This window comes from Parabacteroides sp. Y3-G-102, assembly GCF_023656845.1.
GTDB classification, from domain to species: Bacteria; Bacteroidota; Bacteroidia; order Bacteroidales; family Tannerellaceae; genus Parabacteroides; species Parabacteroides distasonis.
The window spans coordinates 1-25,298 of sequence record NZ_JAMOKU010000030.1 but is presented as its reverse complement, the minus strand read 5'-3'; the positions used below and the strand labels follow the sequence as shown (position 1 = coordinate 25,298).

20 protein-coding genes are annotated in these 25,298 nt (G+C 44.5%); 9 read left to right on the top strand and 11 right to left on the bottom strand.

The window, feature by feature from the left end:
- Window positions 1-10: 10 nt before the first annotated feature.
- Both rbsK and NBH16_RS15135 read right to left on the bottom strand, forming a co-directional pair.
- Window positions 11-934, bottom strand: a complete 924-nt coding sequence (gene rbsK / locus NBH16_RS15140; protein ID WP_211737382.1) for a ribokinase — start codon at window positions 932-934, stop codon at window positions 11-13.
- A gap of 459 nt (window positions 935-1,393) precedes the next feature.
- Window positions 1,394-1,747, bottom strand: coding sequence for a winged helix-turn-helix transcriptional regulator (locus tag NBH16_RS15135; protein WP_005858079.1), 354 nt, complete (start codon window positions 1,745-1,747; stop codon window positions 1,394-1,396).
- 166 nt (window positions 1,748-1,913) lie between these two features.
- Between NBH16_RS15135 and NBH16_RS15130 the strand changes: the two genes are divergently transcribed.
- Window positions 1,914-2,444 carry a DJ-1/PfpI family protein gene (locus NBH16_RS15130; protein WP_022191891.1) on the top strand — a complete coding sequence of 177 codons (531 nt, stop codon included), beginning with the start codon at window positions 1,914-1,916 and terminating at the stop codon, window positions 2,442-2,444.
- A 212-nt stretch (window positions 2,445-2,656) separates the two neighbouring features.
- On the opposite strand, the gene NBH16_RS15125 is transcribed toward NBH16_RS15130, so the two are convergent.
- Window positions 2,657-5,005 carry an ABC transporter permease gene (locus NBH16_RS15125; RefSeq protein ID WP_122115088.1) on the bottom strand — a complete coding sequence of 783 codons (2,349 nt, stop codon included), beginning with the start codon at window positions 5,003-5,005 and terminating at the stop codon, window positions 2,657-2,659.
- A 289-nt stretch (window positions 5,006-5,294) separates the two neighbouring features.
- Here NBH16_RS15125 and NBH16_RS15120 point away from each other — a divergent pair, with 289 nt between their 5' ends.
- Window positions 5,295-5,531, top strand: a complete 237-nt coding sequence (locus tag NBH16_RS15120) for a hypothetical protein (protein WP_154396500.1) — start codon at window positions 5,295-5,297, stop codon at window positions 5,529-5,531.
- A 214-nt stretch (window positions 5,532-5,745) separates the two neighbouring features.
- On the opposite strand, the gene NBH16_RS15115 is transcribed toward NBH16_RS15120, so the two are convergent.
- On the bottom strand, window positions 5,746-8,205 hold the full coding sequence (locus NBH16_RS15115; protein WP_211737381.1) for a ShlB/FhaC/HecB family protein: 2,460 nt from the start codon (window positions 8,203-8,205) through the stop codon (window positions 5,746-5,748).
- 225 nt (window positions 8,206-8,430) lie between these two features.
- Between NBH16_RS15115 and NBH16_RS15110 the strand changes: the two genes are divergently transcribed.
- The 6 genes from NBH16_RS15110 (at window position 8,431) to rpiB (ending at window position 15,438) form a co-directional block, all read left to right on the top strand.
- The gene (locus tag NBH16_RS15110; RefSeq protein WP_211737380.1) at window positions 8,431-9,507 is read left to right on the top strand and encodes an aldose epimerase family protein; all 1,077 of its coding nucleotides are present in this window, start codon (window positions 8,431-8,433) and stop codon (window positions 9,505-9,507) included.
- Window positions 9,508-9,552: 45 nt separating this feature from the next.
- Window positions 9,553-10,827, top strand: coding sequence for an MFS transporter (locus tag NBH16_RS15105; RefSeq protein WP_005866353.1), 1,275 nt, complete (start codon window positions 9,553-9,555; stop codon window positions 10,825-10,827).
- Between the two features lie 107 nt (window positions 10,828-10,934).
- The gene (galK, locus tag NBH16_RS15100) at window positions 10,935-12,080 is read left to right on the top strand and encodes a galactokinase (RefSeq protein ID WP_048927859.1); all 1,146 of its coding nucleotides are present in this window, start codon (window positions 10,935-10,937) and stop codon (window positions 12,078-12,080) included.
- 20 nt (window positions 12,081-12,100) lie between these two features.
- On the top strand, window positions 12,101-12,793 hold the full coding sequence (locus tag NBH16_RS15095) for an NUDIX hydrolase (protein WP_008774257.1): 693 nt from the start codon (window positions 12,101-12,103) through the stop codon (window positions 12,791-12,793).
- Between the two features lie 180 nt (window positions 12,794-12,973).
- Window positions 12,974-15,004 carry a transketolase family protein gene (locus NBH16_RS15090; protein ID WP_146374856.1) on the top strand — a complete coding sequence of 677 codons (2,031 nt, stop codon included), beginning with the start codon at window positions 12,974-12,976 and terminating at the stop codon, window positions 15,002-15,004.
- 2 nt (window positions 15,005-15,006) lie between these two features.
- Complete coding sequence (gene rpiB / locus NBH16_RS15085) at window positions 15,007-15,438, top strand: ribose 5-phosphate isomerase B (RefSeq protein WP_005866347.1); 432 nt, start codon at window positions 15,007-15,009, stop codon at window positions 15,436-15,438.
- 142 nt (window positions 15,439-15,580) lie between these two features.
- Here rpiB and NBH16_RS15080 read toward each other — a convergent pair whose 3' ends face one another.
- From NBH16_RS15080 to NBH16_RS15070, 3 genes are all read right to left on the bottom strand, one after another.
- Window positions 15,581-17,158, bottom strand: a complete 1,578-nt coding sequence (locus NBH16_RS15080) for a hydroxymethylglutaryl-CoA lyase-like TIM-barrel protein (RefSeq protein ID WP_250788828.1) — start codon at window positions 17,156-17,158, stop codon at window positions 15,581-15,583.
- Window positions 17,159-17,264: 106 nt separating this feature from the next.
- A complete protein-coding gene (locus NBH16_RS15075) occupies window positions 17,265-18,185 on the bottom strand; it encodes an endonuclease/exonuclease/phosphatase family protein (protein WP_005858105.1) in 921 nt (306 codons plus the stop codon).
- Window positions 18,186-18,196: 11 nt separating this feature from the next.
- Window positions 18,197-19,132, bottom strand: a complete 936-nt coding sequence (locus NBH16_RS15070) for an alkaline phosphatase family protein (protein ID WP_250788827.1) — start codon at window positions 19,130-19,132, stop codon at window positions 18,197-18,199.
- A gap of 134 nt (window positions 19,133-19,266) precedes the next feature.
- Here NBH16_RS15070 and NBH16_RS15065 point away from each other — a divergent pair, with 134 nt between their 5' ends.
- Window positions 19,267-20,358: a glycoside hydrolase family 76 protein gene (locus NBH16_RS15065; RefSeq protein WP_057329147.1), complete on the top strand. Its 1,092-nt coding sequence runs from the start codon at window positions 19,267-19,269 to the stop codon at window positions 20,356-20,358.
- A 25-nt stretch (window positions 20,359-20,383) separates the two neighbouring features.
- Here the strand turns inward: NBH16_RS15065 and NBH16_RS15060 are convergent, their stop codons facing one another.
- The 4 genes from NBH16_RS15060 to NBH16_RS15045 all read right to left on the bottom strand — a co-directional run bounded on the left by NBH16_RS15060 (window position 20,384) and on the right by NBH16_RS15045 (window position 25,183).
- Window positions 20,384-20,539, bottom strand: a complete 156-nt coding sequence (locus tag NBH16_RS15060) for a hypothetical protein (RefSeq protein ID WP_227805375.1) — start codon at window positions 20,537-20,539, stop codon at window positions 20,384-20,386.
- 216 nt (window positions 20,540-20,755) lie between these two features.
- Window positions 20,756-22,330 (bottom strand): sulfatase family protein, encoded by a 1,575-nt coding sequence (locus NBH16_RS15055; RefSeq protein ID WP_250788826.1) that lies wholly within the window; start codon window positions 22,328-22,330, stop codon window positions 20,756-20,758.
- Window positions 22,327-23,757 (bottom strand): sulfatase family protein, encoded by a 1,431-nt coding sequence (locus NBH16_RS15050; RefSeq protein WP_005866329.1) that lies wholly within the window; start codon window positions 23,755-23,757, stop codon window positions 22,327-22,329. The genes NBH16_RS15055 and NBH16_RS15050 overlap by 4 nt, the downstream gene beginning before the upstream one ends.
- A gap of 106 nt (window positions 23,758-23,863) precedes the next feature.
- Window positions 23,864-25,183, bottom strand: a complete 1,320-nt coding sequence (locus NBH16_RS15045; protein ID WP_250788825.1) for a sulfatase family protein — start codon at window positions 25,181-25,183, stop codon at window positions 23,864-23,866.
- Window positions 25,184-25,298: the final 115 nt, after the last annotated feature.

The following is a 25,298-nucleotide window of genomic DNA, read 5'->3' as shown; positions in this document are numbered from 1 at the left end:
GTTTTTTAGATTAATCAAAGATATCTACCTCATTTCGATAAGGAGCGGAAGATTGCGCTCCCACACGAGTCACGGAAATGGCGGAAGCTTTGCAAGCGAATCTCACGGCTTCCCTTAAATCCCGCCCCTCGGCCAAAGCAACCGTTAAAGCACCGTTGAAAATATCCCCGGCCGCAGTAGTATCAACGGCTTCCACTTTTATCGCAGGAACCATATCTACCATGGAATCACAGTAAATCAAAGCTCCTTTTGAACCTAAAGTAATGATTACGTTCTGTACTCCCATCTCCATTATAACTCGCGCAGCCTTCTCTGCGGAAACCTCATCCGTGATCTTCACGCCGGAGATCATCTCCGCCTCTGTCTCATTCGGGGTAATCATATACAGATGGCGGAGTAACGCAGCCGACAAAGGTTGAGCTGGAGCCGGATTTAGTATTACTCGCTTATTTTTCTTCCAAGCTGTCTTTGCGACAAACTCAACAGTATCCATCGGTATTTCTAACTGCATTAATATCAACTCGGCTTGTTCTATAGCTTCCTCTGCCTTCGCTAAATCTGTTGGCAGTAAATTCGCATTTGCCCCAGAAGCCACAACAATACAATTCTCAGCATGGGCATCTACCGTAATCAACGCTACACCGGAAGGATTCTTCGGATCTGAGAAAATATAGGAAGTATCAATCCCCTCTTCCTCAAATAGCCGCTGGGATTGATGCCCGAATATATCACTGCCTGTTTTACAAATAAACGAGACCTGTCCCCCTAACCGAGCAACAGCAACCGCTTGATTCGCTCCTTTCCCACCCGGGTTCATAAAAAATGTTCCTCCTAATACGGTCTCCCCCGGACGAGGAAGATGATTCGTCTTTATGACCATATCGGTATTGCTACTTCCAACAACCAATATATTATGATTCCGTAAGTCTTTCATGCTTTTCTCTTATTAATCATTCGTTTAACAAAAATATCATATATTCCGCTTGGTACACCAGATTTCATGTTAATTTAAATTCATTCACCGATGTCGCAAATATAAAAAGATCCAAAATATAAAAATCATCAATTAATCTTCATCGTAGATAAACCCAAATCGATATATTTGCATCATACAATTTCTCATATTCACTATATATCAAACACTTGATAATATCAAAAGTTCCATGAATAACACATACATATTATTAGTGCTTGTCAATATCTTGACAAAAGCTGAAAAAAGATATTTCCACCTTTACGCAAACCTTCAAAACGGGGATCAGATGTACCTCGCCCTTTTTAATCTAATAGATGCTAATACGTCTCCCGAACAGCTGTATACACGCTTTTGTCAGATTCAAGGTTGAATTAGATAAAGCAAAAAAATTAGCGGATAGATTAATGCCAAAGCAAGTCATGACGTATGTAAAACCCGGCTTTCCATAATACCACTCATCTGCTGCAACGCCCAATCCACCAATCCTTGGATATGGGGAATAAGACTTAATCCTCTTTCCGTTAAGCAGTATTCTACTCGGGGAGGAACTTCCGCATAGACCTTTCGTTCGATCAGACCATCCGATTCCAGCGTACGCAAGGTTACGGTCAGCATACGTTGCGATACATCCGCGATGGTTTTATGGATATCACTAAAACGCATGGTACCGTTAGCACTTAAAGTGATAAGCACTAGCATAGACCATTTATCTCCTAGCCGGCTCAATACGTCTCTCACGGGGCAATTCCCCGTCGGATGAAAGTTTTTCATTTTTTAACCTTTTCTATTTACTTGAATCTCAACAATGGTTACATCCATGTAAGTTCCTTATTTATAAGTGCCTTCTTGTTTTCTCTAAAAAAGGGGCTTACTTTTACGCCACAAAAGTAATAAACTTACGAAAAATAACTATTGTATCACTTAATAATTTACGATTATGGCAAAGAAAGTAGCAGTTTTAGCGGTAAATCCAGTAAATGGATTTGGTTTGTTCCAATATTTGGAATCATTTTTCGAGAATGGCATTACTTATAAAGTATATGCGGTAGCCAATTCAAAAGAGATCAAAACGAACTCTGGCATAGCTTTGACAGTAGACGATGTGATCGCTAATTTAAAAGGGCATGAAGATGAATACGACGCAATGGTATTCGCTTGTGGCGATGCGGTTCCTGTTTTCCAGCAGAACGCTAGCAAACAATACAATATCGATCTAATGGATGTGATTAAGAATTTCGGGGAAAAGGGTAAAATTATGATTGGACATTGCGCTGCCGCTATGCTCTTCGACTTCACCGGAATCACGGAAGGAAAGAAGCTAGCGGTACATCCGTTGGCTAAGCCTGCCATTAGCAAAGGACAAGCAACAGATGAGGATTCCGTAGTCGATGGCAATTTCTTTACAGCGAAAGAAGAACATTATATCTGTACTATGATGCCTCAAGTTTTGGAGGCCTTGAAGAAATAAGTTCTAGGACAAATAAAGCCAACTATTTGAACAAGACAAAATGTAAGGGAGGGACTATTCGCATAAATCCTCCCTTACAAATTTCAAATTAGTTAGAAAAATCGGTTACAATCCAATACCTTATCTGTACTTCCAAAGTATCTTAGCTTCATCAGCAAAGTATGTTAAGTTACTTTGCCGATAAAGTTAACTTCGTTGCCGATGTAAGTTGTCTATAACATATCCACCGGATTCTCATTCGCCGCCCTCCAACTTTGGAACGTGACCACTCCTACCGTCAGGATACTGATCCCTAGCAATGCGACAAAATAAATCAAATAACTGACAGGGACTTTCTCCATAAAATTACTGCCCCATCTCTCCATAAAATAATAGGAAACTGGAATCGCGATAACAAAACTAATGAGCAAGACCTTTAAATAGACTTTATTCAAACGATATAGTATCTCACTCACGGAAGATCCATACACCCGCCTTATACCAATTTCTCGCCGCTGATAGTGGACATCAAACAATACCAGACTTAAAATACCTGCCAATGCCATCCAGATAGATAAAACACTGGATAAAATAACCCGGTCGCCAAACTGGATTTCTTTTTCATACAGATGCCGGGAGAATGTATCGCAAAACTCAAAATCAGGTAAACATGAAGGGGAAAGTTCGTTGAGCATATTCCTAATATAAAGTAAAACATTCCCTTTATCAGCCCCCGGCATCAACTTTATATAAGCGTAAGGCATATATAATTCTTCATTCGTCACAAAAGCGACAGGATAAGTAGCTAGCGACTCCGATGCTTTATGTGTGGAAGCGATCACCACCTCATCCGTAAATCCTAATACCCGGGCATCATTCCCCCAAAAGGTTTTCATACGGTCACCCACATGAAGGTTTAATTGCCTTTTCGCTTTTTGGTCAAAAACCAAAAGCAACTCTTTATTCCTCCCATCTTCCATCCTTGAGACACGTCCCTCGTTCGCGGTAATATCCATAAGGGATAAAAAATTAGGTGATACATTCAAATAATAAAAATAAATAGTCTCTCCATTAAACTCTGCGGCCCCGCCACGATTCTCATTGGTCGCTCCTATCTTACTAGCGGCGAAAGCCACATCCTCAATTCCCGCATAACCACGCAAACAGTTGGTAAAATTCTCTTTATATTTCTCGGTTATCTCCTTATTCAATTCTACGACAACTACATTATCATTCCCGAAACCAAAGGAATGACTCCGCATTGTCTCTATCTGCTTATAAATAAACAGTGACAGGACGATCAATATAATTGAAACCGTATACTGAAAACCAACCAGACATTCCCGCATTCTTTTTCCCTTTGGAGACAAACCAAAAGAACCGTTCAGCACGATTCGCTGAGGAATAGAAGTTGCATAAATAGCCGGATATGCACCGGCCAATAGTCCCGCACACAAAGTCATAAATAATCCACCAAAAAAAACTATTCCCTTCATATGAAACCCTCCTCCAATGCAACCTTCATAAACCAATAACAGCAAAAAGGATATAGCATAAGACAATAGCGCAAAAAGAAAAGACTCTAACCAAAGAAATCCACGCAACCGCCATACCGAGTCCCCTAGAATTTTGCGGATGTTAATACTTTTTATTCTTGCCGGAACCAATGCCATTGTAAAGTTTATAAAATTAATCACTGCTATCAATACCACTAGAAACGAAGCGCTAAACAACAAATCCGTTTGTCTTTTATTCCCTGATTTTATGTAAGTAACACTATTCATATCATTCATATAATAAATATCGCATAAATTCACCAAACGGGTCTGTACCTCTTGGAGCCTCTCGTATTGCTTGAAGGGAAATGCTTGGTTAAACTGGGAGCAAATGAGATCTTTTTGTGACGGATCATCTAAAAGGACATAACAAAGGAAAATCCAGTTATCCCAATCATCCATACAATAAGTCGACGATAAAGAAGTATAAATGGCATTATTCAATTGTGTATTTTCCGGGAAATCTTTATAAACTCCTCCTACGACTAGTGATTTTCGTTCCTTGCTCCAAATCTCTTCTTCCGCAAGCAACTCCTTACCAATAGCCGATGACTCGCCAAATATCTTCCGGACCATACTTTCCGGCAAAAGGCATTTCTCCGGATCATCTAAGCAATCTAGTGAACCTTCCACCAATTGGAAGTCAAATATAGAAACGATCCCCGGAGTACAGGTTATCACCGGTTCCTTATAACCTTTGAGAATCTCGTCCCTCCCGATCGTAAAATAAACTTCCCCTATGTAAGGATTTATGATCGTACTTTCCAATATATGTGGAGAAGACGAGGCAAATGCTTGGGCGAAAGGCAGGATTTGCGTAGGCCATTGACTTTTACTTGTCACACAATCCAATCGATAAATAGCCTCGGCTTTCGAGTGTATTTTATCAAAAGTTCGTTCGGATTCCGTACGGATAGCTACGCTATCAAATAAAGTAAAGGCGATAACGAGGCCGCATATATTTAGTGTTGCCGCCATTTTATTTGCCTTCAACGTGATAATAAAATTTCGATATATAGAGTTCATGATACGCTTGTTTTTCGTATAAAATAAATTGACACAACTCTCCTCTATGCCCTTGAAGACAGGGCATAATCATGTCTAATTCAGCATACGACAAAGCACATAGCAAGAGTATCGCTCTTGCCAAAAGACGGATTTTAATCGAACATAACTTACCCTCCGTTCGTAAAACAACAAAGCTACCGACTGGGTAAACAAAGCGAGGAAAAAATTCAATGAGGCAATAAGATACAAAAGTTTCTCCCCAAAAGCGGAGAAAGACGTCAAAGGAGTTATGATTTCTTGAAAAGAGATGAAAGCAGCCGGCTCTTTATTCGCTATTGAAAATAAAGATGTAGAAGCACACGCCCGTACCTCCTTTTGGGAGAAAGAATCGTTGGCGACCACAGTCAATGCGGCAAAAACGACCATGCACAAAAACATTGCCCTTAACCATTTCATAACAAGAACAAAATTGATCAAAGGCAAATGTATAGATTTTCACTCAATAAATCCAAACAATAAGCATGCAAATAACACGAATATGTAAATCATTGATTATCATCAGCCTTAAAAACATGATTATATTTCTGAAAAAACACGTACATGTTTTCCACAAAAGTCGTACATGTTTTTCGGAAAACACGTACACGTTTTTACCGGGTCATACGACAGAAGACAAGAACAAATATAGAAATAGACAATAACCCTCCTTATCATGATGAGAATTTCCCTCATCAGTCCCGTGTAAGTTTGAGGCTATATCAAAACCCAAGCCCCAACTCAAAGGCGAACCGGAAACTATCCGTCGAGCCGAACCAAGAATATTTAGTGGTGAACTTATTCAAGAAAGTAAGCCAAATCCCGCCACCATAGGAAGTATGCCAACTATGGGAACGCTCACCGGGAAACCAGACCCGCCCATAATCAAAGCCCGCGAATAGACCATATTTTAAGGGAGTGAACGGATTCTTTAGTTTTCCCATGTCCAAGCGTAAATCCGAGTATTGGTAAAAGGATTGCTTTCCGATAAAACGGTTCTCACGGAATCCCCTTAAATCAATCGTGGCGGCTTGATAGAACTCATAGTCATTATCGAATAATACCGTTCCCTTCATCAAGGAGGCCCAAGTAAAACGATCCGAGAACCGTACGTTCCATGAAAGGCTTCCCTGCGCATAGGGGAAATTACGTTCCGGCTTTTTCAAATTCATTTTCCATCCGGCCGTCCATTCGGTTTCCAATAGGGGAAGCCACGAATAAGGCTGTTTCGTTATCCGGTAAGTAGCGCCAAGACCTACGAAATAATTCGTGCGGAAAATAGGATGATCTTCTCCATAAACCGTATAAATATATCGATCATCCGTACGTTTAGCCTTGTACATATCCAAAGAGCCAAAGAAAGTCATCACCTCTTCTTTCCTCAAATCCATCTCGAAGGATGGATTAAACATATACGTCCGGAGCTTCACCCGGTTATAATTCTTTTTCTCCTCTTTATAGCCCGCCGTATTATTTCCAAATCCGAAGAAGTTCTCGAAGTTACGGGGTGAAGAAATGGAGGCATTTAGGTATAAACGTCTCCGGTCATCATAATTAGGGAAGATACCTGCATACATGAACCCTTTCAAATAATTATACCCGATCCGATGCTGATAGGTGAATGGGGCTCGTTTAAAGCCATACATCGTATATGTAAAGAACGTACCCAAACTAATACCTTTATCCGAATCATATATTCCCCACGGGGTAAAAGATATCTTATGGTATTTTATCTTCTGGTAATCATATTTATAATCTTTATCATAGACATGTATTTTCCGGTTATGATTCAATTGGTATTGGTTCTCCCCCTCTCCGGAGATCAAGTATATCGGAAAATCTTTCCGTGTATTTCCCTTCACTTCAAACGTATCGTTTCCCGCAAGCCCATATAACCACAGTTCTTTGGTTTCCTTGCCGGAGAATTGTTGTTCCAACCTACAGTCTCCGGTCTCGGGATCATAAATCCGTAAAACAGTCCGGTCCGGCGCTTGCCGCTCGATTAAGAAATAATCGGATTGATTGGTTCCGGCAACCACTGGCGTACGTTGCAATAAGCGATAATATTGGCTGGCAACCGCTTCCAACTCTAGCCTCCTTCGTTTCAACTTTCGTTTAATCAGTTCTATCTCATCATGTTTTACACCTTCCGGCAAATAAGTAAAAGCGCTATCGATCAAAGAGTCGGTCATCTGTCTCTGAATTTCTTGGGCTTGGCGTATCCAAACCGACTCATCACTGCGGCCTGCTACCGCCATATCCAGCGCAAAAGCTAGCTTATTGATTTTCTTTGTATCTTTTAAAATCAGGCTATCATAATTACAGATAAAATCCAACGATAACATCTTCAACATTTGCTTGAACAATACTCCGTCCACCTTCGTGAAAGCATGATTCCTATCGATCACGATCGGGGTATAAATTACGCTATTATTGACGGTATGTGACTGCCACTCCCAGTTTTCGTTCGTCTTATTCCAATCTCCGGTCCACATATCGAAAATACGTTCCCGAATGTATAGATTTTGATCCGCCATATAGTTTTTACTCACTTGAAGGCTGTCTAGAAAGTCTTCCGTGGTATACAAATTAGACCTTAAATTAATATCCGGAACATTGATTAGATTGACCAGCCTATCTTGTATGTCGCTGCCGTCCGCAACCGTGTCTTTCCGCATGTGGGAAGGAATATAGTAAATACGGGAGGGAGAAAAACTCAATCCCGCGGACTTCGCTAAATAATCTGCGACCAAAAAGGTATAGGGATTGATAATCGTATAAGCGTCTCCTAAGAACTCATCCAAATATGTATTCTTAAAATCAGTCTTATTATATATTTCCCGGAAAAACTTCGACTCCAAGAAACTCGTAGAGCCACCCAAGGGCTTTAGCAAATACAATTGCTTACGCTTATTCTCCAACAATAATCCGTGAAACCCTTCCGCTTGCCCGACGATATCCATCCCACCCCCCAACGTTTCTATCGTAGCCGAAGGAACCCTGATCGGGATCGTATAAAGGTGACGATAATGCCTCCCCCACATCCAATTATAGATCTTGCTTTTACCACTATCCGCTTGCGGATAAATGGACTTACGTACCCAATCTTGAGATTGGGAATAAAGCAAGCCGGGCATAAGCACAAAGAGTATGAGTATGATATATTTATAGGATGACCGCATGGACAATTTCTTTCTATCTCTGTTTTACTAATAACAGGGGTAAGACAAGAGTTGTTTTGTTTTTTTAGCCTAAGAGAAGAATCAAGGACTTGACGTATAAACAAGCGATAATTATATATTTTTGGCAGACAAATCTAAAATCATGCTATAAAACATTATTCAGAAAGGTTATAAATACAAAGAAGAAAGTTACTTTTACACGCAATTTCAATAATATTGATACGCATGAAGAACATAAATACACTGTCGGGCTTGTCTGTTGCTAACTTCAGCAAGCAAATTGACGGGAAAGAAACGGCGCTTTATACCCTGTGTAACAAGGTTGGAGCAGAGCTAGCGATCACGAATTATGGAGCGAAAATCGTCTCGCTGATGGTTCCGGATAAGGACGGAAAAATGACCGATGTCGTTACTGGCCATAATTCGATTGAAGAGTACTTAACATCAGAAGAACCTTATTTCGGTGCCATTTGCGGTCGTTATGGAAATCGTATCGCCGCTGGAAAATTCACGATCGACGGTATTACTTATGACAAATTAGCCATAAATAATGGCCCCAATAGCTTGCATGGCGGAATCAAGGGATTCAATGCGGTCGTATGGGACGCCAAACAAATAGACGAGCAAACCATTGAATTGAAATATACCTCCGCCGATGGCGAGGAAGGTTTCCCCGGAGAACTAAAGACAACCGTAACTTATCATCTGACAAATGAGAATGAGGTCGTTATCTCCTATCAAGCCTCTACGGACAAACCTACGGTCTTGAACCTAACCAATCATTCTTATTTTAACCTATCCGGTGCGGGAGATCCTTATATAGGAGACCATATCCTCACGATCAACGCCGACTATTACCTGCCTACGGACAATACGGCAATCCCGTACGGACCTAAAGAGAAAGTAGAAGGTACACCGATGGACTTCCGGACTCCTCATGAGGTAGGCGAACGAATCAATGACAATTTCGAACAGCTTATATTCGGTAAGGGATATGACCACACGTACATATTAAATAAAGAGGACAACGAACTTTCTTACTGCGCTCGCTGCTCCTCCCCCAAGACCGGTATCGTAATGGAAACTTATACGACTCAACCGGGCGTGCAATTATACACAGGTAACTGGATGACTGGGAATTTCGAAGGTAAGAACGGACAACGCTACCCGGAACGGGCCGCTTTATGTCTGGAAACCCAACATTTCCCCGATAGCCCCAACAAACCGGAATATCCGACAACGGAACTCCGCCCGGGCGAGGTTTTCCAAAGTACTACTATTTATAAATTCAGTGTAGAATAAGAGAATAATTTAAGTAATCTAATAATCTAAAACAACAAAAAAGAAATGGAATCAACAGCAAAAAAGAATTACACATTGCCTATTATCATGATGGTGGCTCTCTTCTTCATGATATCTTTCGTGACGGGTCTACAGAACCCATTCGGTATCATCGTTAAGAACCAGTTCGCTGCCAGCAACTTCATGTCGCAGCTGGGTAACGCAGCTAACTTTATCGCCTATGCCTTCATGGGTATTCCGGCCGGTATGCTATTGCAGAAGATCGGTTACAAGAAAACCGCTTTGTTAGCGATCATCGTAGGTTTCTGTGGTGTAGGCATTTCTTATCTTTCCGGTGTGGCTGGTAGCTACGCTGTTTATTTGACAGGTGCTTTCGTGTCCGGTTTCTCTATGTGTATGTTGAATACCGTAGTAAACCCGATGTTGAACACGCTAGGTGGTGGTGGAAACAAAGGTAACCAATTAATTCAGGTTGCCGGTTCCGTGAACTCTATCGGCGCTACGATCGTTCCGGTATTGGTTGGTTATTTGATCGGTGACGCTGCTAAGGCTCAGATCAGTGACGCTAACCCGGCATTGTTCTTGGCTATGGGTATCTTTGCCATCGTATTTATCGTATTGTTCTGCATGCAAATTCCGGAACCGCATATGGTTAAAGAAAATGAAGCCAAGACTCCGGACAAGCACAGCGCGCTTTCTTTCCGTCACTTCATTTTAGGTGCCATCGCAATCTTCTTGTATGTGGGTGTCGAAGTAGGTATTCCTAACTTCATGAACTTGTTCGCTACTTCTCCTGAGATCGGTATCGATCCTACAGTAGCCGGTTCTATCGTGGGTACATATTGGTTCTTGATGATGATCGGACGTCTGTTCGGTGCCTCTTTCGGAGCTAAGATCTCTAGTAAGGCGATGTTGTCATCAGCCGCCACGGTAGGTATGATCTTTATCTTGATCGCTATCTTCGCCCCTGCTACGACAAAAGTTAGTATGCCTGTATTCTTGTCTGATATCTCTTTCGGTATGGTTGAGGTTCCGGTTGGAATCATGTTCATGGCTCTTTGTGGTTTATGTACTTCCATCATGTGGGGTGGTATCTTCAACTTGGCAGTAGAAGGTTTAGGTAAATATACGGCAGCCGCTTCCGGTATCTTCATGGTGATGGTTTGCGGTGGAGGTATTCTTCCGTTGATCCAAGGAGCTGTAGCCGACGCTGGCGGTTTCATTACTAGCTTTTGGGTGGTATTCCTAGGATTGGCATATTTGCTATATTACGCTTTGATCGGTAGCAAGAACGTAAACAAAGACATTCCTGTTGAATAATAAGGACAGGACATAATATGATAAAGAAGAAATTATCCGGCAGAGTTATCTGAATGGGTAATTTCTTCTTGTTTATTCAATTATTTACCTTAATCAAATTAAGTATCATGCAACAAAAAATCAGAACTAAATTTAAAGAGTTATTTAATACCGAAGGTAGCTTATACACATCCCCGGGACGTATTAACTTGATCGGTGAACACACTGATTATAATGGAGGTTTCGTTTTTCCGGGTGCTGTAGATAAAGGGATGATCGCCGAGATCAAACCGAATGGGACGGGCAAAGTCCGGGCGTTCTCCATCGACTTAAATGATTACGCTGAATTTGGCTTGACCGAGGAGGACGCTCCTTCCGCAAGCTGGGCTAGATATATCTTTGGCGTATGCCGGGAGATTATTAAACGAGGTGGTAATATCCAAGGTTTCGATACCGTATTCGCTGGAGACGTACCTCTGGGCGCTGGAATGTCTTCTTCCGCCGCATTGGAAAGTACTTATGCTTTCGCATTGAATGACTTATTCTCATTGAATATCGATAAATTCGAGTTGGCTAAGATCGGTCAAGCTACAGAACATAATTATTGTGGCGTGAATTGCGGTATCATGGACCAATTCGCTTCCGTATTCGGCAAGGCCGGAAGTTTGATCCGCTTGGATTGCCGTTCTTTGGAATATAAATATTATCCGTTTAATCCGGTTGGTTACAAACTCGTATTATTGGATTCGGTCGTTAAGCATGAGTTGGCGTCCTCAGCCTACAACAAACGCCGTAAATCCTGCGAGAACGTGGTAGCCGCCATTCGCCGCAACCATCCGAAAGTAGAGTTCTTACGTGACGCTACGATGGAGATGCTGAACGAGGTAAAAGCGGATGTCAGCGCAGAGGATTACATGCGTGCCGAATATGTTATCGAGGAAATCCAACGTGTACTCGACGTATGTGCCGCTTTGGAGAAAGGCGACTATGAGACTGTCGGCGAAAAGATGTACGGCACGCATCAAGGTATGAGCAAGCTTTATGAAGTTAGCTGCGAGGAACTGGATTTCTTGAACGATATCGCCAAGGAATGTGGTGTAACGGGTTCTCGTGTCATGGGTGGAGGATTCGGTGGTTGTACGATCAACTTGGTTAAGGATGAGTTGTACGACGATTTCGTGAAGAAAGCCTTCTCCGCTTATAAAGAGAAGTTTGGGCGTGAACCTAAATTATATAATGTAGTAATCAGCGACGGAGCACGCAAGCTCTGTTAATCTTTAAAATCCATAAAACGATGTCAGCAGCTTTTTATCAAGACGAAGTAAAATTCTATGTTGCCGTAGATTGTATCATTCTAGGGTTTAACAATAAGGAGTTGAATGTTTTATTATACAAACGTTCGTTCGAGCCGATGAAAGGACAGTGGTCTCTTATGGGAGGTTTCGTGAAATCCGGGGAAAGCGTGGATGAAGCAGCATCACGGGTATTAACCGATTGCACGGGCATCGAGCATCTTTTTATGGAACAAATAGGGGCTTACGGAGATGTATCGCGTGACCTAGGGGAGCGGGTTATCTCCGTAGCTTACTATTCCTTGGTGAATATGAATGATTTTAGTCCCGAGATCTTGGAAAACCATAACGCTACTTGGACCAAGATATCCGAGCTTCCTGACTTGATTTTCGACCATAACCAAATGATAAACGATACGTTATCCGTCCTTAAAAAGAAAGCGGCAAGCCGCCCTATCGGTTTCAATTTGCTTCCCGAGCAATTTACCTTGCCCCAACTACAGACATTGTATGAGGCCATTTACCAAACCCCTTTAGACAAACGGAACTTTCGCAAAAAGCTAAACGCCATGGATATTCTGGAGAAACTGGATATCAAAGACAAGAAAAGTTCCAAACGAGGAGCTTTCCTCTACAAATTCAACGAGAAAAAATACAACAAATGGGTTGAACAGGGTTTCGACTTCTCGCTCTAATCCGAATGATGTATATCCGCAAGAATAAGGCGCTCAGCGGGCTATCTTAAATATCTCTCAATTTATCAAAAATATAAGAAGATAGGAACCTTTACCGAAAAGGAATTGTTTGATTGATATAACGGCTCTTACAAAGAGTTTGATTATCTTTGCGGTCAAATAAATAATTCATCTGATAAAATGAACGATATTCAAGTAATGAACAAAGCAGCTGATAACATCCGTATACTGGCTGCGTCAATGGTGGAGAAAGCGAACTCCGGGCACCCGGGTGGCGCTATGGGTGGTGCAGACTTTGTTAACGTACTGTTCTCAGAGTTCTTAATATACGATCCCAAGAATCCCAAATGGGAAGGACGCGATCGTTTCTTCCTTGACCCGGGACATATGTCTCCGATGCTTTATTCCGTACTGGCTTTAAGCGGCAAATTCACATTGGATGAACTTCAACAGTTCCGCCAATGGGGAAGCGTTACTCCGGGACATCCTGAGGTAGACGTTATGCGTGGTATCGAAAATACGTCCGGCCCGTTGGGACAAGGACATACTTATGCGGTAGGTGCGGCTATCGCGGCTAAATTCTTGAAAGCACGTCTGGGTGAGGAAGTAATGAACCAGACTATTTACGCATATATTTCCGATGGAGGTATCCAAGAGGAAATCTCCCAAGGTGCCGGACGTATCGCCGGAACTTTAGGACTGGACAACTTGATCATGTTCTACGACGCTAACAACGTACAGCTATCTACCAAGGTAGAAGACGTTGACGCAGAGAACGTAGCCATGAAATACGAGGCTTGGGGTTGGAAAGTCATTCAAATAAACGGTAACGACGTAAACGAGATCCGCAAGGCTTTAAAAGAGGCTAAGGCAGAGATCTCCAAACCGACTTTGATCATCGGTAACACCGTTATGGGGAAAGGTGCTGTTGGCGCTGATAACAGTTGTTACGAGAATAAGGTATCTACTCACGGACAACCTTTATCCGCGGCAGGAGCTTCCATAGCGGATACGATTAAGAACCTAGGAGGTGATCCGGAACATCCGTTCGCAATCCTTCCTGAGGTAGCCGAATTATATGCCAAACGCACGAAAGAATTGGAAGTAATCGTCGCCGAACGTTACGCCGTGAAAGACGTATGGGCGAAAGCTCACCCGGACTTAGCGGCTAAGATGGAGCAATGGTTCTCCGGAAAGGCTCCTCAAATCGACTGGGCCGCAATCGAGCAGAAAGCGAACCAAGCGACCCGTGCCGCTTCCGCTACCGTATTAGGAGTGCTTGCTACCCATGTAGAAAACATGATCGTCGCTTCCGCCGACCTTTCCAATTCCGATAAGACAGACGGCTTCTTGAAAAAGACCCATGCTTTCGTGAAAGGCGACTTTAGCGGAGCTTTCTTCCAAGCAGGTGTAGCCGAGCTTTCTATGGCTTGTATCTGTATCGGTATGTCTTTACATGGTGGCGTGATCGCCGCTTGCGGTACATTCTTCGTATTCTCCGATTACATGAAGCCTGCGTTACGTATGGCCGCGTTGATGGAGCAGCCCGTTAAGTTCATCTGGACACACGACGCTTTCCGTGTTGGAGAAGACGGACCTACGCACGAGCCGGTAGAGCAAGAAGCTCAAGTTCGTTTATTAGAGAAATTGAAGAATCATAAGGGACACAACTCCATGTTGGTACTTCGTCCGGCAGACGTTGTGGAGACAACAATCGCATGGAAACTAGCGATGGAGAACGTTTACACTCCTACCGCGTTGATTCTTTCCCGTCAGAATATCACAGATCTTCCCGCTAAGGAAAACCGCTATCAAGAGGCTTTGCAGGCGGAAAAGGGTGCCTATATCGTCAATGAAGACGCTAACGCGGATGTAATTCTTTTGGCTTCCGGTTCCGAGGTATCGACTTTGGTCGAGGGCGCCGCCTTACTTCGTGCTGAAGGCATAAAGGTTCGTATCGTTTCCGTTCCTTCCGAAGGTCTATTCCGTTCACAAAGCAAAGAGTACCAAGAATCCATTCTTCCCGCAGGAAGCAGGATTTTCGGCTTAACCGCTGGTCTTCCGGTTAATCTGGAAGGTTTGGTAGGTCCTAACGGCAAGGTATGGGGACTTGAATCCTTCGGTTTCTCCGCCCCTTACAAAGTATTGGACGAGAAATTAGGTTTCACGGCTAAGAACGTTTATAACCAAGTAAAAGAATTATTAGCATAAAGATGGGTATAGTAGGTTTGTGTAGCGATCACGCTGGTTTTGAGTTAAAAGAATATATAAAGACAATCCTCGATGAAAGGGGATTGTCTTATAAAGATTTTGGAACTTATTCCTCTGACAGTTGCGATTATCCGGATTTCGCCCATCTGATGGGCAAGGCCGTAGAAGCTGGCGAGGTTTATCCGGGAATAGCTGTCTGCGGTACAGGGAATGGCATTAGTATGACCTTGAACAAACATCGGGGTGTCCGTGCCGCCTTATGCTGGCGAGAGGATATCGCGAAACTGGCACGTGAGCATAACGACGCGAACGTGTTATCAATGCCCGGTCGTTTTATCAGCAAGGAAGAGGCTAAGAAAATCGTTGAGATATTCTTGGATACACCTTTTGAGGGTGGTCGCCACCAACGTCGTATAGACAAGATCCCTTTGTAAAGTCCGCGAAAAAGTCACTTTATAAAATAAAGAAGGCTCTCCCATGGTTCGCTTACCATTCGGAGAGCCTTTTCGTATCACCGTTTAAACGGCAACGTACATATAATAGATGACGGATGCCAAATTTGAAGACTTTCTACTATTAAACATTCGATCTCGCTTTTTGTTCTTTCCATTTAGTTAAAAATGTACGGGCTACCGTCGGGAATAACTCCAGCAACAGTATTTCTTTCTCATTCTCAGCCAATAACACATCCAAATCCTCCAATACAGGATTCTCTTGCATCACGTAATGGGAACCGTCGTAAGGCACCTCATTTTGTACGCCGGTGATTTTCAACCGAAACGCCGGATCTACCGGAATCGGCGTCTTGCCATACTCTCCTTTTACCAAGGCGATAAACTGGTTGGAAGGATTACTATACATCGGGCGGCCTTTCAGCTCATCCAGCGCACAGGAAACCGCTTGCGCCCCGATAATCTGGCTCGTAGGCGTCACCAACGGAGGCAAGCCGGCATCCATCCGTACTTGCGGAATGAGCGACATCGCCTTCTCCAACAAGTCGATCTGCCCCAATTGCTTCAACTGGGCAACCATATTTGTGTACATACCTCCCGGGATCTGCGCCTTTTTCACCAACTCGTTCGGCTCGGGGAAATCAAAATACTCCTCGATCGCACGGCAATAAAGCAGCAAATCGTCCTCCTTATCTTTCCGAGCGGCCTCGATGGCATCGTTGAAGAAGCGGTCGATCTCGGCGGGGAAACTATCCTCTACGGGATTAAAGGGCCTTGGGAATTTCTTAGCGGTATCGAATGCGGAAAGTTCCTTGCGGATCGTCAATAATTCCTTGTTGATCTTAGCGATCGCATCCATATCAAGATCCAGCTCGATACCCAATTTCTTGCAGAAGATATAGACCAGTTCTACTGCGGGAGCAGCTGGTCCTCCGGCGAAGTTCCATATATTCGTATCAACGATATCCACCCCATTGATAATGGCGGATACGACCGACGCCAATCCGTAACCGGGCGTACAATGCGTATGAAAATCTACCGGTACTTTCAAGCTCTTCTTGAACAATCGCACCAATTCCGCCGTACGAGCCGGAGGTATCAAACCACTCATATCCTTCAGGGTGATCATATCTGCGCCCAGCGACTCCAGTTGAAGGGCCTTGTTTAAGAAATACTCATTCGTAAAAACAGGCTTATGCAAGGGCCGTCCATGCAAGGCGGCTTTTATACGTTCTACCGGGGAATGGTGAGGATCTATCGTATAACAGATGGCACAGTCGGCCTTTCCCCCGAATTTCTTCACATAACGGATCGTGGATTTCACGTTATCCACGTCGTTCAAAGCATCGAAAATACGCATGATATCGATACCGGAACGAATCGAGTTCCGGCAAAAGCCTTCTATAATCTCGTCGGGATAAGGATTATAACCGAATAAATTACGCCCACGGGAAAGAGCGGATAACTCGGAGGAATTTCCTATTTTCTCTTTGATGATCTCTAAACGATCCCACGGATTCTCACCTAAATAACGCATCACGGAATCGGGAACCGCCCCACCCCATACTTCCATGGCATAAAAGCCTGCGTCTTTGTAGTAAGGAAGTACACGGTCTATTTGCGCTTGAGACATTCTTGTAGCGAATGCCGATTGCTGACCATCGCGAAGAGTCAAATCACGAATCAATAATTTACGTATCATACCAAATTTGTTTAGATCGTTTTAGTCAATATTCTGATTATATAACAAGATCTAAACAAATTTGATAAAGATTACGGGGTTAATAATAACCAATTTTTCTAAAACCTCAGTCTTTTACTTCCACAACGATCATTACGGGAAAGTGGTCGGAAGGGGTACGGGCCTCATATTTACTCAATGACACCTCTTTCGGGAAATTACCGTTTTGCTCCTTCCGGGCGCTTTCTTTCGCCTCGGAGCGATAAGTATCCGTTAAGATTCCATACTTCTTCACCTCAAATTCTTTCGTAAGAAAAAGGTGGTCGATACGGCTATCGGTCTTGCGGTCCGGATGGAAACCGTTGAAGGTACCATTCGGGGCATAGCGGAAATCAGCGATCTCATAAGAGTCACGCATGATACCGGAACCATCTAACAACTGATAGGACTCACTTGTTTGGTCCACGTTGAAATCGCCGGTAAGGATAGCGGGAAGTTTCTTGGGGAACTCCTTGATCTTCTCCAAGATCAGCTTGGCGCTCTCGGCACGTGCCTGTACGCCTACATGGTCCATGTGAAGGTTGAAGAACAAGAAAGTGAAACCGGTTTGCTTATCCCGGAACTCACCCCACGTACAGATACGGGGAAGGACGGCATCCCAGCCCTTATTCGGACGGTCGGTGATCTCGGATAGCCAGAAATCGCCATGCTCCAAAACCTCGAACTTGTCCGTGCGGTAAAAGATAGCCGAATGCTCTCCCGCCCGCTTACCATCGTCACGTCCCACACCGATATAATCATATCCGGGCATGGCTTGCCTCAAGTCCTGCAATTGCGGATATTTGCCCTCTTGGGTACCAAAGATATCGAACCCGTGAAATTGTACGATCTGGGCGATGTAAGGATAGCGTTGTCCCCAACCGTTACCGTTCGTGGAATCGCCGCCGTTGGCGTTACGCAAATTATAGGTGGCAACCACCATTGTCTCCGCCTGTAAGGTTAATACGGCGCAAAAAAGAAAAATAAAAGAATAAATAACTTTCTTCATGATCTATGTTTTTAATTATCCTCGAAAGCTGATAATATCGGACGGGCGATCCACACCTGCGGCTGCGGTACGTCCAAGAGGCAAGCTATCGTGCCAGCGATATCATATACCATCGTACTCTCCGGGATCTTGAAGCCTTTCTTTACGTTCTTTCCATAGAAAACGATCGGGGTTTGCATCTCGTTCATCGTCTTGCCACCGTGACCGGTCTCGATACCGCCGTGGTCGGCCGTCAGTATAACCACCGTATCATCCATGATATCCGCCTCACGAACGGCGTCCATCACTTGCGTCAAGCAACTGTCCAAATGATTCACCATCGCGAAATACTCCGGGGAGCTCCAACCCTTGCCATGTCCGGTACCATCCGGCTGATCGTATATGATCGCGCAAAGGCTCGGCTTCTTCTCCTTGATATACTGAACGGCTACCGGGGTACATCCGTTCGGGTTCTCAGTCGACATCGGGGCATGCTTACGGAAGCTCATGGCCAAGGTATCCACCAGATAATTCATACCTTCCCACTCATAGATATAGCCGATCTCGGCCTCGGGAGCCTTATCCCGGTACAGGCCGAAAATATTCGGGAAACGGTTGTCGCTATTCACGACACGCGAAGGAAGCTCCGGCGTACGAGATCCCCACTCCGTATATCCGTGCAACTCCGGTCCCGCTCCCATAAACATGGAAGCCCAATTACAAGCACTCGACGAAGGCAGGATCGAACGATTCTCTAACGTGGAGGCGCCTTCCGCCATCATCTTACGGAAAGTAGGCATATCCGCCCCATTATTCAAGCAATGGGCGCTCAAGCCGTCGAAACCGATCAAGATTACATGCTTTGGCAGATTCTTCTCTTTCAAAGGCGCTTGCTGAGGTGCCGTATTACAGGCGCTCAGGCAGTATGCGATTACCGCACAACAAATAAATAAGATTTGCTTTTTCATCTTACCGTGTTTTTCTTTTATGATTAATATTGAAGTATCTTAGATTCCGTCAGACAAAGGTACAAAGTTTAACTAAAGTTCAAAAAGATCATTTATCTTTGTGGCTTAATCTAATCTTATTTTCATAAATACGTATGTACAAACATTTCCTAACAAGCGTATTGCTTGTATTTTTCATGCTATCCTGTAGCAAACCTTCCCCTTTTGAGGGAAAGATGCGAGAAAGCGTACAAACCTCCCTAAGCTGGAGAAACGACACGACCGGTATCTGGGAAACAGCCGGCTGGTGGAACTCGGCGAACGTATTGACCGCCACCATTCGCTACGGCGCCGTAACCAAAGATCCGGCCATCCCATCTGTCATAGAGGATGTATTCGAGAAAGCCCGTCATTACCAAGTAGGCGTAGACTCAACCGGTACTCCCCGTTATTGCGACAACTTCATCAATGATTATTACGATGACGAGGGTTGGTGGGCATTGGCATGGATCGAGGCCTCCAAACTGACCGGAGAGAAAAAGTACCTAGATATGGCCGAGATCATATTCGATGATATGACAACTGGCTGGAGCGACGCTTGCGGAGGTGGCATCTTCTGGAAAAAGAACCCTTTGCATTACAAGAACTCCATAGCGAACAACCTGTTCTCCCTGACAGCTATCCGATTATATAAAGCGACCCAAAATCCGGCGTATCTCGACTGGTTCAAGAAGAACGTGGATTGGTATACGCAAACCGGCATGATCAATACGGACATCTACCAAATCGAGGACGGCACGAAAGACGATTGTACCCCCAACCGCAACGCCCACTACACGTATAACCAAGGCGTAGCCATCGCTGTCTTAGCCGAGATGTATCTCCAAACCAACGATAAATCTTACTTGGAGCTAGCGGAAAAGATCGCCGACGCTACCATTACCACGCAATTGGTAACCGACGAGGGTATACTTCGTGAGATGAAGCCCGAGATCGATGATAGCAACGACGGTGTCCAATTTAAGGGTATCTTCATCCGTCATTTAGCCTTCCTGTATGAAGTGACAAAGAATCCGGCTTATAAAGATTTCATCTTGAAAAACGCAGAATCCATCATCACGAAAGATTATGACCCCACATCCAAAAGCTTCGGTTGTTATTGGTACGGCCCTTTCCACAAGGAAAGCTCGGCAGCAAACGCTTGCGCTTTGGAGTGCGTGATAGAGGCTTATGAGTTAACGAAATAGGTATCCGGGGAGACGCAGCTTGTCATTATTCACACAGCCAGCGGGCGATATTCCGCTCTGGCTCCCCCGGAGCTGGAACGGATGTCACGTAGGGCTCTGGCTCATTGACAAAAAAAACGGGACGGCGGACATCTCCGCCGTCCCGCCCAAAAGAGACAGCCTTATCTCTGTTTGTATTCATGTCAAGGTTGGTTGTTTACTGATAACGGGGCCATATAAACCCTGTTTTTCATATCGTGCACAAACATAAGACTTCTTTTTCACAAAAGAACAAATTCCTTCTTCTTTCTAGAAATACATGCTTTATAACATACCACACTCCCTCTCGGTTGCTAGCGTGGACTTCTATTACAAAGGATAGGCGACGCAGCACGCTACGTCTCCCTCCGTTTTCTTTTTACCAATAATAGGTATCCATAATCTCCTTCATTTTAGGAGTATTCGTGTCCTCATCCTTAACATCTTTCCGCAGCTTCAGCATCTCCTCCTTCATTTGCCGGATGATCTTGGCGTATTGGGGATCGTTGTAAGCGTTGTGATTCTCACGAGGATCGGATTGAAGGTCGTAAAACTCCCATGCTGGTGTCGTGGTCTTATCCTCCGAACCAGTCATATTCAGACGGTCGCCATAGAAAAACATCAGTTTATACCGCTCATTACGGATACCCATATGGGCCGGACGGTTCGAATGTTGGGTCCAATAACGATAATACATCTCCTTACGCCAATCCTTTGGGGTATTTCCTTTCAGATTATCGCGAAAACTATGGCCCTGCGATTCTTTCGGGGTCTTCACGCCTGCGTAATCCGCCAGCAAAGAGGCAAAATCCACGTTCAAGATCATATCCTTATTGCGGGTCCCCGCCGGGATCTCTTTCGGGTAACGGATCACGAAAGGCATACGTAGAGACTCCTCATACATCATACGCTTATCGAAGAAACCATGCTCTCCTAAGAAATAACCTTGGTCGGATACGTATACCACGATCGTATTATCGGCGATTCCCATATCGTCCAGCGCTTTCAATAACTTCCCGATATTATCGTCGATCGTAGCCCCGCAACGCAGATAGTCGCACACCAATTTCTGGTAAGCGGCGCTACGGGCGGCAGATCGATGCATGCCCTTCGTCGTAAAAGGCAACTCCGGATACCGGCACCACCATTTATCAGGGTCTTGCGACGCCACGTCCCAACGACGGGCCAACTCCTCCAAAGGCTGTCCGGAGAAGGTACGTCCATTCGTCTCCGGCCCCCAATCAAATAAGTTCTCCGGTTCCGGGAAAACAACGCCGTCATACAAATGCCTCATCCGTTCTGGAAAATCCCAAGGTTCGTGTGTAGCCTTGAAATGACAACACATCATGAAAGGCCGGTCCTTATCGGCCTCTTTCATCCAACGGATCGCCTTATCCGTCACGATATCCGTGGAGAAACCTCGTACCCGCTCCCCGAAATTACGCTCACCCGGCCAAGGTTCCGTACAATTTATAAAAGTAGGGTCTCGGTACTCGCCTTGGTCATGAAACACGGAATAAAAGTCGAAACCTTGCGGTTGCGTTTTCAGATGCCATTTACCGACCAAAGCGGTCTGATAGCCTCCCGCCCGCATTTGCTTGGCGATATTATCCTGCTCCGGATCAAAGGAATCACTTAACGTGTAAACACCGTTCACGTGACTATAGGCTCCGGTCAAGATCGCTGCACGACTAGGGGAAGAGATCGAGTTCGTACAAAAACAATTATCTAACACGCAGCCCTCCGCAGCCAAGCGACGGATATTCTCGTTCCGGGCATAATCACCCAACACCCCCCCGTAAATGCCCCAAGACTGGGAAGTATGATCATCCGAAAGGATAAACAAGATATTGGGACGTTCCTCTTGCGCCGGTTTATCGGCGGCAAAGAGGAACTGCCCGTTCCCCGAAAGACAACAGGCAGTCATTCCGATACTTATGATCGATTGTTTCATAGGTCATGACGTTTTTTCCCTTGTACTAGACCCGGTTCCCTACGCTCCGTTCCCTTTACGCGCATTAGGTTATCCCCTAACTCATGACGTTTCAGGTCGGCGATCTTCATCAATTTCGCGGCTTCCTCAGGATACTGGGTGATCACGTTATAACGCTCTCCCGGATCACGGCGCAAGTCGTACATCTCCGGTTTCATGATCTCCAGATTCGTCAACTTACCCGGCTGGCCGTCGTTTCCCGGCTCATAAGCCCCGTAAGTAACGTATTTATGAGGGAATACCAGCTTAAACATACCGTCCGTGACAGCCTCCAAGTCATTCTTGTTATAATAATAGACAAAGGATTCACGAGGATTCGCATCTTTCTTGCCCTCTATCAATGATAAGATACTAACGCCATCAATCTTGCGAGTAGGCAGCGGGGCCTGCGTGATCTCAGCAAACGTAGGAAGAAGGTCGATATTAGAAGCTAACTTATTACAAGTCGTGCCCGGCAACGTCTTACCTTTCCAGTACATGATACAAGGAACCCGGTTACCACCATCAAAGGTCGTAGCCTTTGCCTCACGTAACCCACCGGCTGAACCGGCATGATTCCCGTAATTGGTCCAAGGGCCATTATCGGAAGTCAAGATCACCAACGTATTATCTTCCAAGCCCAGCTCACGCAATGTCTTGAATATCTCACCTACACTCCAGTCGATCTCCATCATCACGTCGCCATATAAACCCTGCTCGCTCTTTCCCTTGAATTTATCGGAAACGGCCAACGGTACATGGGGCATATTATGAGCCAGATACAAGAAGAAAGGCTTATTCTTATTCTTCTTGATGAAATTAACAGAACGGGTGGTATAATCCGTAGTCAACCGTGTTTGGTCCGTATTATAACCGATAATCTCGTTTCCGTCATAAGTCGGCAAATCCGGGAAATTAAAGACCTCACCTTGTTGCGGGTGGAATGGCCACATATCGTTAGAATACGGCAAACCATAATACTCATCGAAGCCATTTTGCAAGGGAAGAAATTCCTTTTGGCTACCTAAATGCCATTTACCGAAGATAGCGGTACTATATCCTTTCTGTTTCAATACCTCTGCGATCGTCATCTCATCCGGATGGATTCCGTAGTTCGAATCCGGTCCCGGAGCGCCGGCAAAACCGATACGATTCGGATAGCAACCGGTCAACAAACCGGCACGAGACGCTCCACTGATCGGCTGTCCCGCCAAGAAGTGTGTAAAACGAACGCCTTCCGCCGCCATTTTGTCGATATTCGGAGTGGTATATCCGTAAGCCCCATTAAAAGAAAAATCTCCGTACCCCACATCATCCAAATTAATCAGGACGATATTCGTGTAATCAGCAGCTATGCCTGCCATTGAAAAGGCTGAGGCGGCCGTCAGTAACATTAGTTTATTCTTCATGATATTATTTATTGATATATTGGCTTTTAATTAAACAAATATAAACATACATAATCAGACGTTCTTTCTTTTTACATTTTTTAAAGCAAGAATAGTCCTAGGATTATCACTTTTCTAAAGAACGCTCAAAAGCATCTCTCATCGCTTGCAACTCCTTTACTTTCTCGGGATATTGATCTTTGAAATTCATATGTTCCGTGTTATCCTTTTCTAAGTTGGAAAGGAACAACTCATTAAGGACCTTCTCTCCCTCCGGAGTCACGTCATGGGGATTCGCTATTAATTTCCATTCCCCGCAACGGACAGCCCATTGCTTCCCAAAATCAAAATGAAGTGCCTTATGAGGAGAAGATTTGGAACTGTCTTTGATAAGTGGGAGTAAGCTCTTTCCATCCACATCCATCCCTTCCGCTGAAAGACCGCATAATTCGACCAAGGTAGGAAACCAATCGATATTCATCGCAACCTGATCACGTACCTCACCTTGTGGCAGCACCTTGGGCCAGCAGATGATAGCCGGAACCCGGATACCTCCCTCAAACAAAGAGAATTTTCCGGCCCGGTAAGGACCGCTATAGCCTCCTCCTCTAAAAGTACGTTCCTCCATGCTATGCCCGTTATCCGATTGGAAGATCAAGATGGTATTATCGGCCAACCCCTCGGCAGCCAAGAAGGTACGTAACTCCCCTAAATAATCATCGAAAGTAGAGACAAACGCCGCATACATTCTTCTGGGATTAGGTAGGTCCGCATAATAATCCAACCATTTCTCGCTGGGCTGCAATGGGTAATGAGGGATATTTACCGCCCAATAGATAAAGAACGGTTTCTCTTTATCTTCCGTAGCGAATTTCTTGATCTCTTTCAGGTTCTCTGCGGCGAAAAAGTTGCCCGGAGAATAGATCTCCCTCTCATTCTGCCACAAATCATGCCGATTCGGGCCACCCCAATAATAGAAATGGGAATAATTATCCACACATCCTCCTCGTATTCCCCAAAAGTAATCGAAACCCTGTGCGTTCGGCCCCTGTTCTATACGGTCGCCCAAATGCCACTTTCCGATCAAGGCGGTACGGTAGCCATTCGATTTCATTCGCTCGGCTATAGTCTCTTTCTCTACCGGTAAGAAACTATTCCCTCCCGCATTCACTGTAAGTCCCGCACGTTTGGCGAATTGTCCCGTCAATAAGGAAGCCCTCGACACCGAGCTAACCGCCGCCCCATAAAACTGGGTAAAGCGAACGCCTTGATTTGCCAAGGCATCCATATGGGGAGTACATAAATCTTTCGCCCCAAAGCAGTTCACGTCCAGTGATCCATGATCGTCCGTATAGATCAAGATCACGTTCGGATGAGCCGACTGAGCCTCAACGATACCAGCGAGCAGAAGCCCGCTGGTAGTTAAAATGAGTTGTTTTATATTCATTGTATAATAATTTATCGTTATAAATTTGCATAAACATTCAACATCAAAGTGTGGAATAAGACCGAGTTTTCATTAGTCATAAAGACCGTGAATCATGTTCTGTCCCCACACTTTA

Excerpts from the sequence above, each read along its gene's own strand:
- rbsK (WP_211737382.1), bottom strand. The coding sequence starts at position 934 with ATGAAAGACTTACGGAATCATAATATATTGGTTGTTGGAAGTAGCAAT.
- NBH16_RS15135 (WP_005858079.1), bottom strand. The coding sequence starts at position 1,747 with ATGAAAAACTTTCATCCGACGGGGAATTGCCCCGTGAGAGACGTATTG.
- NBH16_RS15130 (WP_022191891.1), top strand. The coding sequence starts at position 1,914 with ATGGCAAAGAAAGTAGCAGTTTTAGCGGTAAATCCAGTAAATGGATTT.
- NBH16_RS15125 (WP_122115088.1), bottom strand. The coding sequence starts at position 5,005 with ATGAACTCTATATATCGAAATTTTATTATCACGTTGAAGGCAAATAAA.
- NBH16_RS15120 (WP_154396500.1), top strand. The coding sequence starts at position 5,295 with ATGAAAGCAGCCGGCTCTTTATTCGCTATTGAAAATAAAGATGTAGAA.
- NBH16_RS15115 (WP_211737381.1), bottom strand. The coding sequence starts at position 8,205 with ATGCGGTCATCCTATAAATATATCATACTCATACTCTTTGTGCTTATG.
- NBH16_RS15110 (WP_211737380.1), top strand. The coding sequence starts at position 8,431 with ATGAAGAACATAAATACACTGTCGGGCTTGTCTGTTGCTAACTTCAGC.
- NBH16_RS15105 (WP_005866353.1), top strand. The coding sequence starts at position 9,553 with ATGGAATCAACAGCAAAAAAGAATTACACATTGCCTATTATCATGATG.
- galK (WP_048927859.1), top strand. The coding sequence starts at position 10,935 with ATGCAACAAAAAATCAGAACTAAATTTAAAGAGTTATTTAATACCGAA.
- NBH16_RS15095 (WP_008774257.1), top strand. The coding sequence starts at position 12,101 with ATGTCAGCAGCTTTTTATCAAGACGAAGTAAAATTCTATGTTGCCGTA.
- NBH16_RS15090 (WP_146374856.1), top strand. The coding sequence starts at position 12,974 with ATGAACGATATTCAAGTAATGAACAAAGCAGCTGATAACATCCGTATA.
- rpiB (WP_005866347.1), top strand. The coding sequence starts at position 15,007 with ATGGGTATAGTAGGTTTGTGTAGCGATCACGCTGGTTTTGAGTTAAAA.
- NBH16_RS15080 (WP_250788828.1), bottom strand. The coding sequence starts at position 17,158 with ATGATACGTAAATTATTGATTCGTGATTTGACTCTTCGCGATGGTCAG.
- NBH16_RS15075 (WP_005858105.1), bottom strand. The coding sequence starts at position 18,185 with ATGAAGAAAGTTATTTATTCTTTTATTTTTCTTTTTTGCGCCGTATTA.
- NBH16_RS15070 (WP_250788827.1), bottom strand. The coding sequence starts at position 19,132 with ATGAAAAAGCAAATCTTATTTATTTGTTGTGCGGTAATCGCATACTGC.
- NBH16_RS15065 (WP_057329147.1), top strand. The coding sequence starts at position 19,267 with ATGTACAAACATTTCCTAACAAGCGTATTGCTTGTATTTTTCATGCTA.
- NBH16_RS15060 (WP_227805375.1), bottom strand. The coding sequence starts at position 20,539 with ATGAATACAAACAGAGATAAGGCTGTCTCTTTTGGGCGGGACGGCGGA.
- NBH16_RS15055 (WP_250788826.1), bottom strand. The coding sequence starts at position 22,330 with ATGAAACAATCGATCATAAGTATCGGAATGACTGCCTGTTGTCTTTCG.
- NBH16_RS15050 (WP_005866329.1), bottom strand. The coding sequence starts at position 23,757 with ATGAAGAATAAACTAATGTTACTGACGGCCGCCTCAGCCTTTTCAATG.
- NBH16_RS15045 (WP_250788825.1), bottom strand. The coding sequence starts at position 25,183 with ATGAATATAAAACAACTCATTTTAACTACCAGCGGGCTTCTGCTCGCT.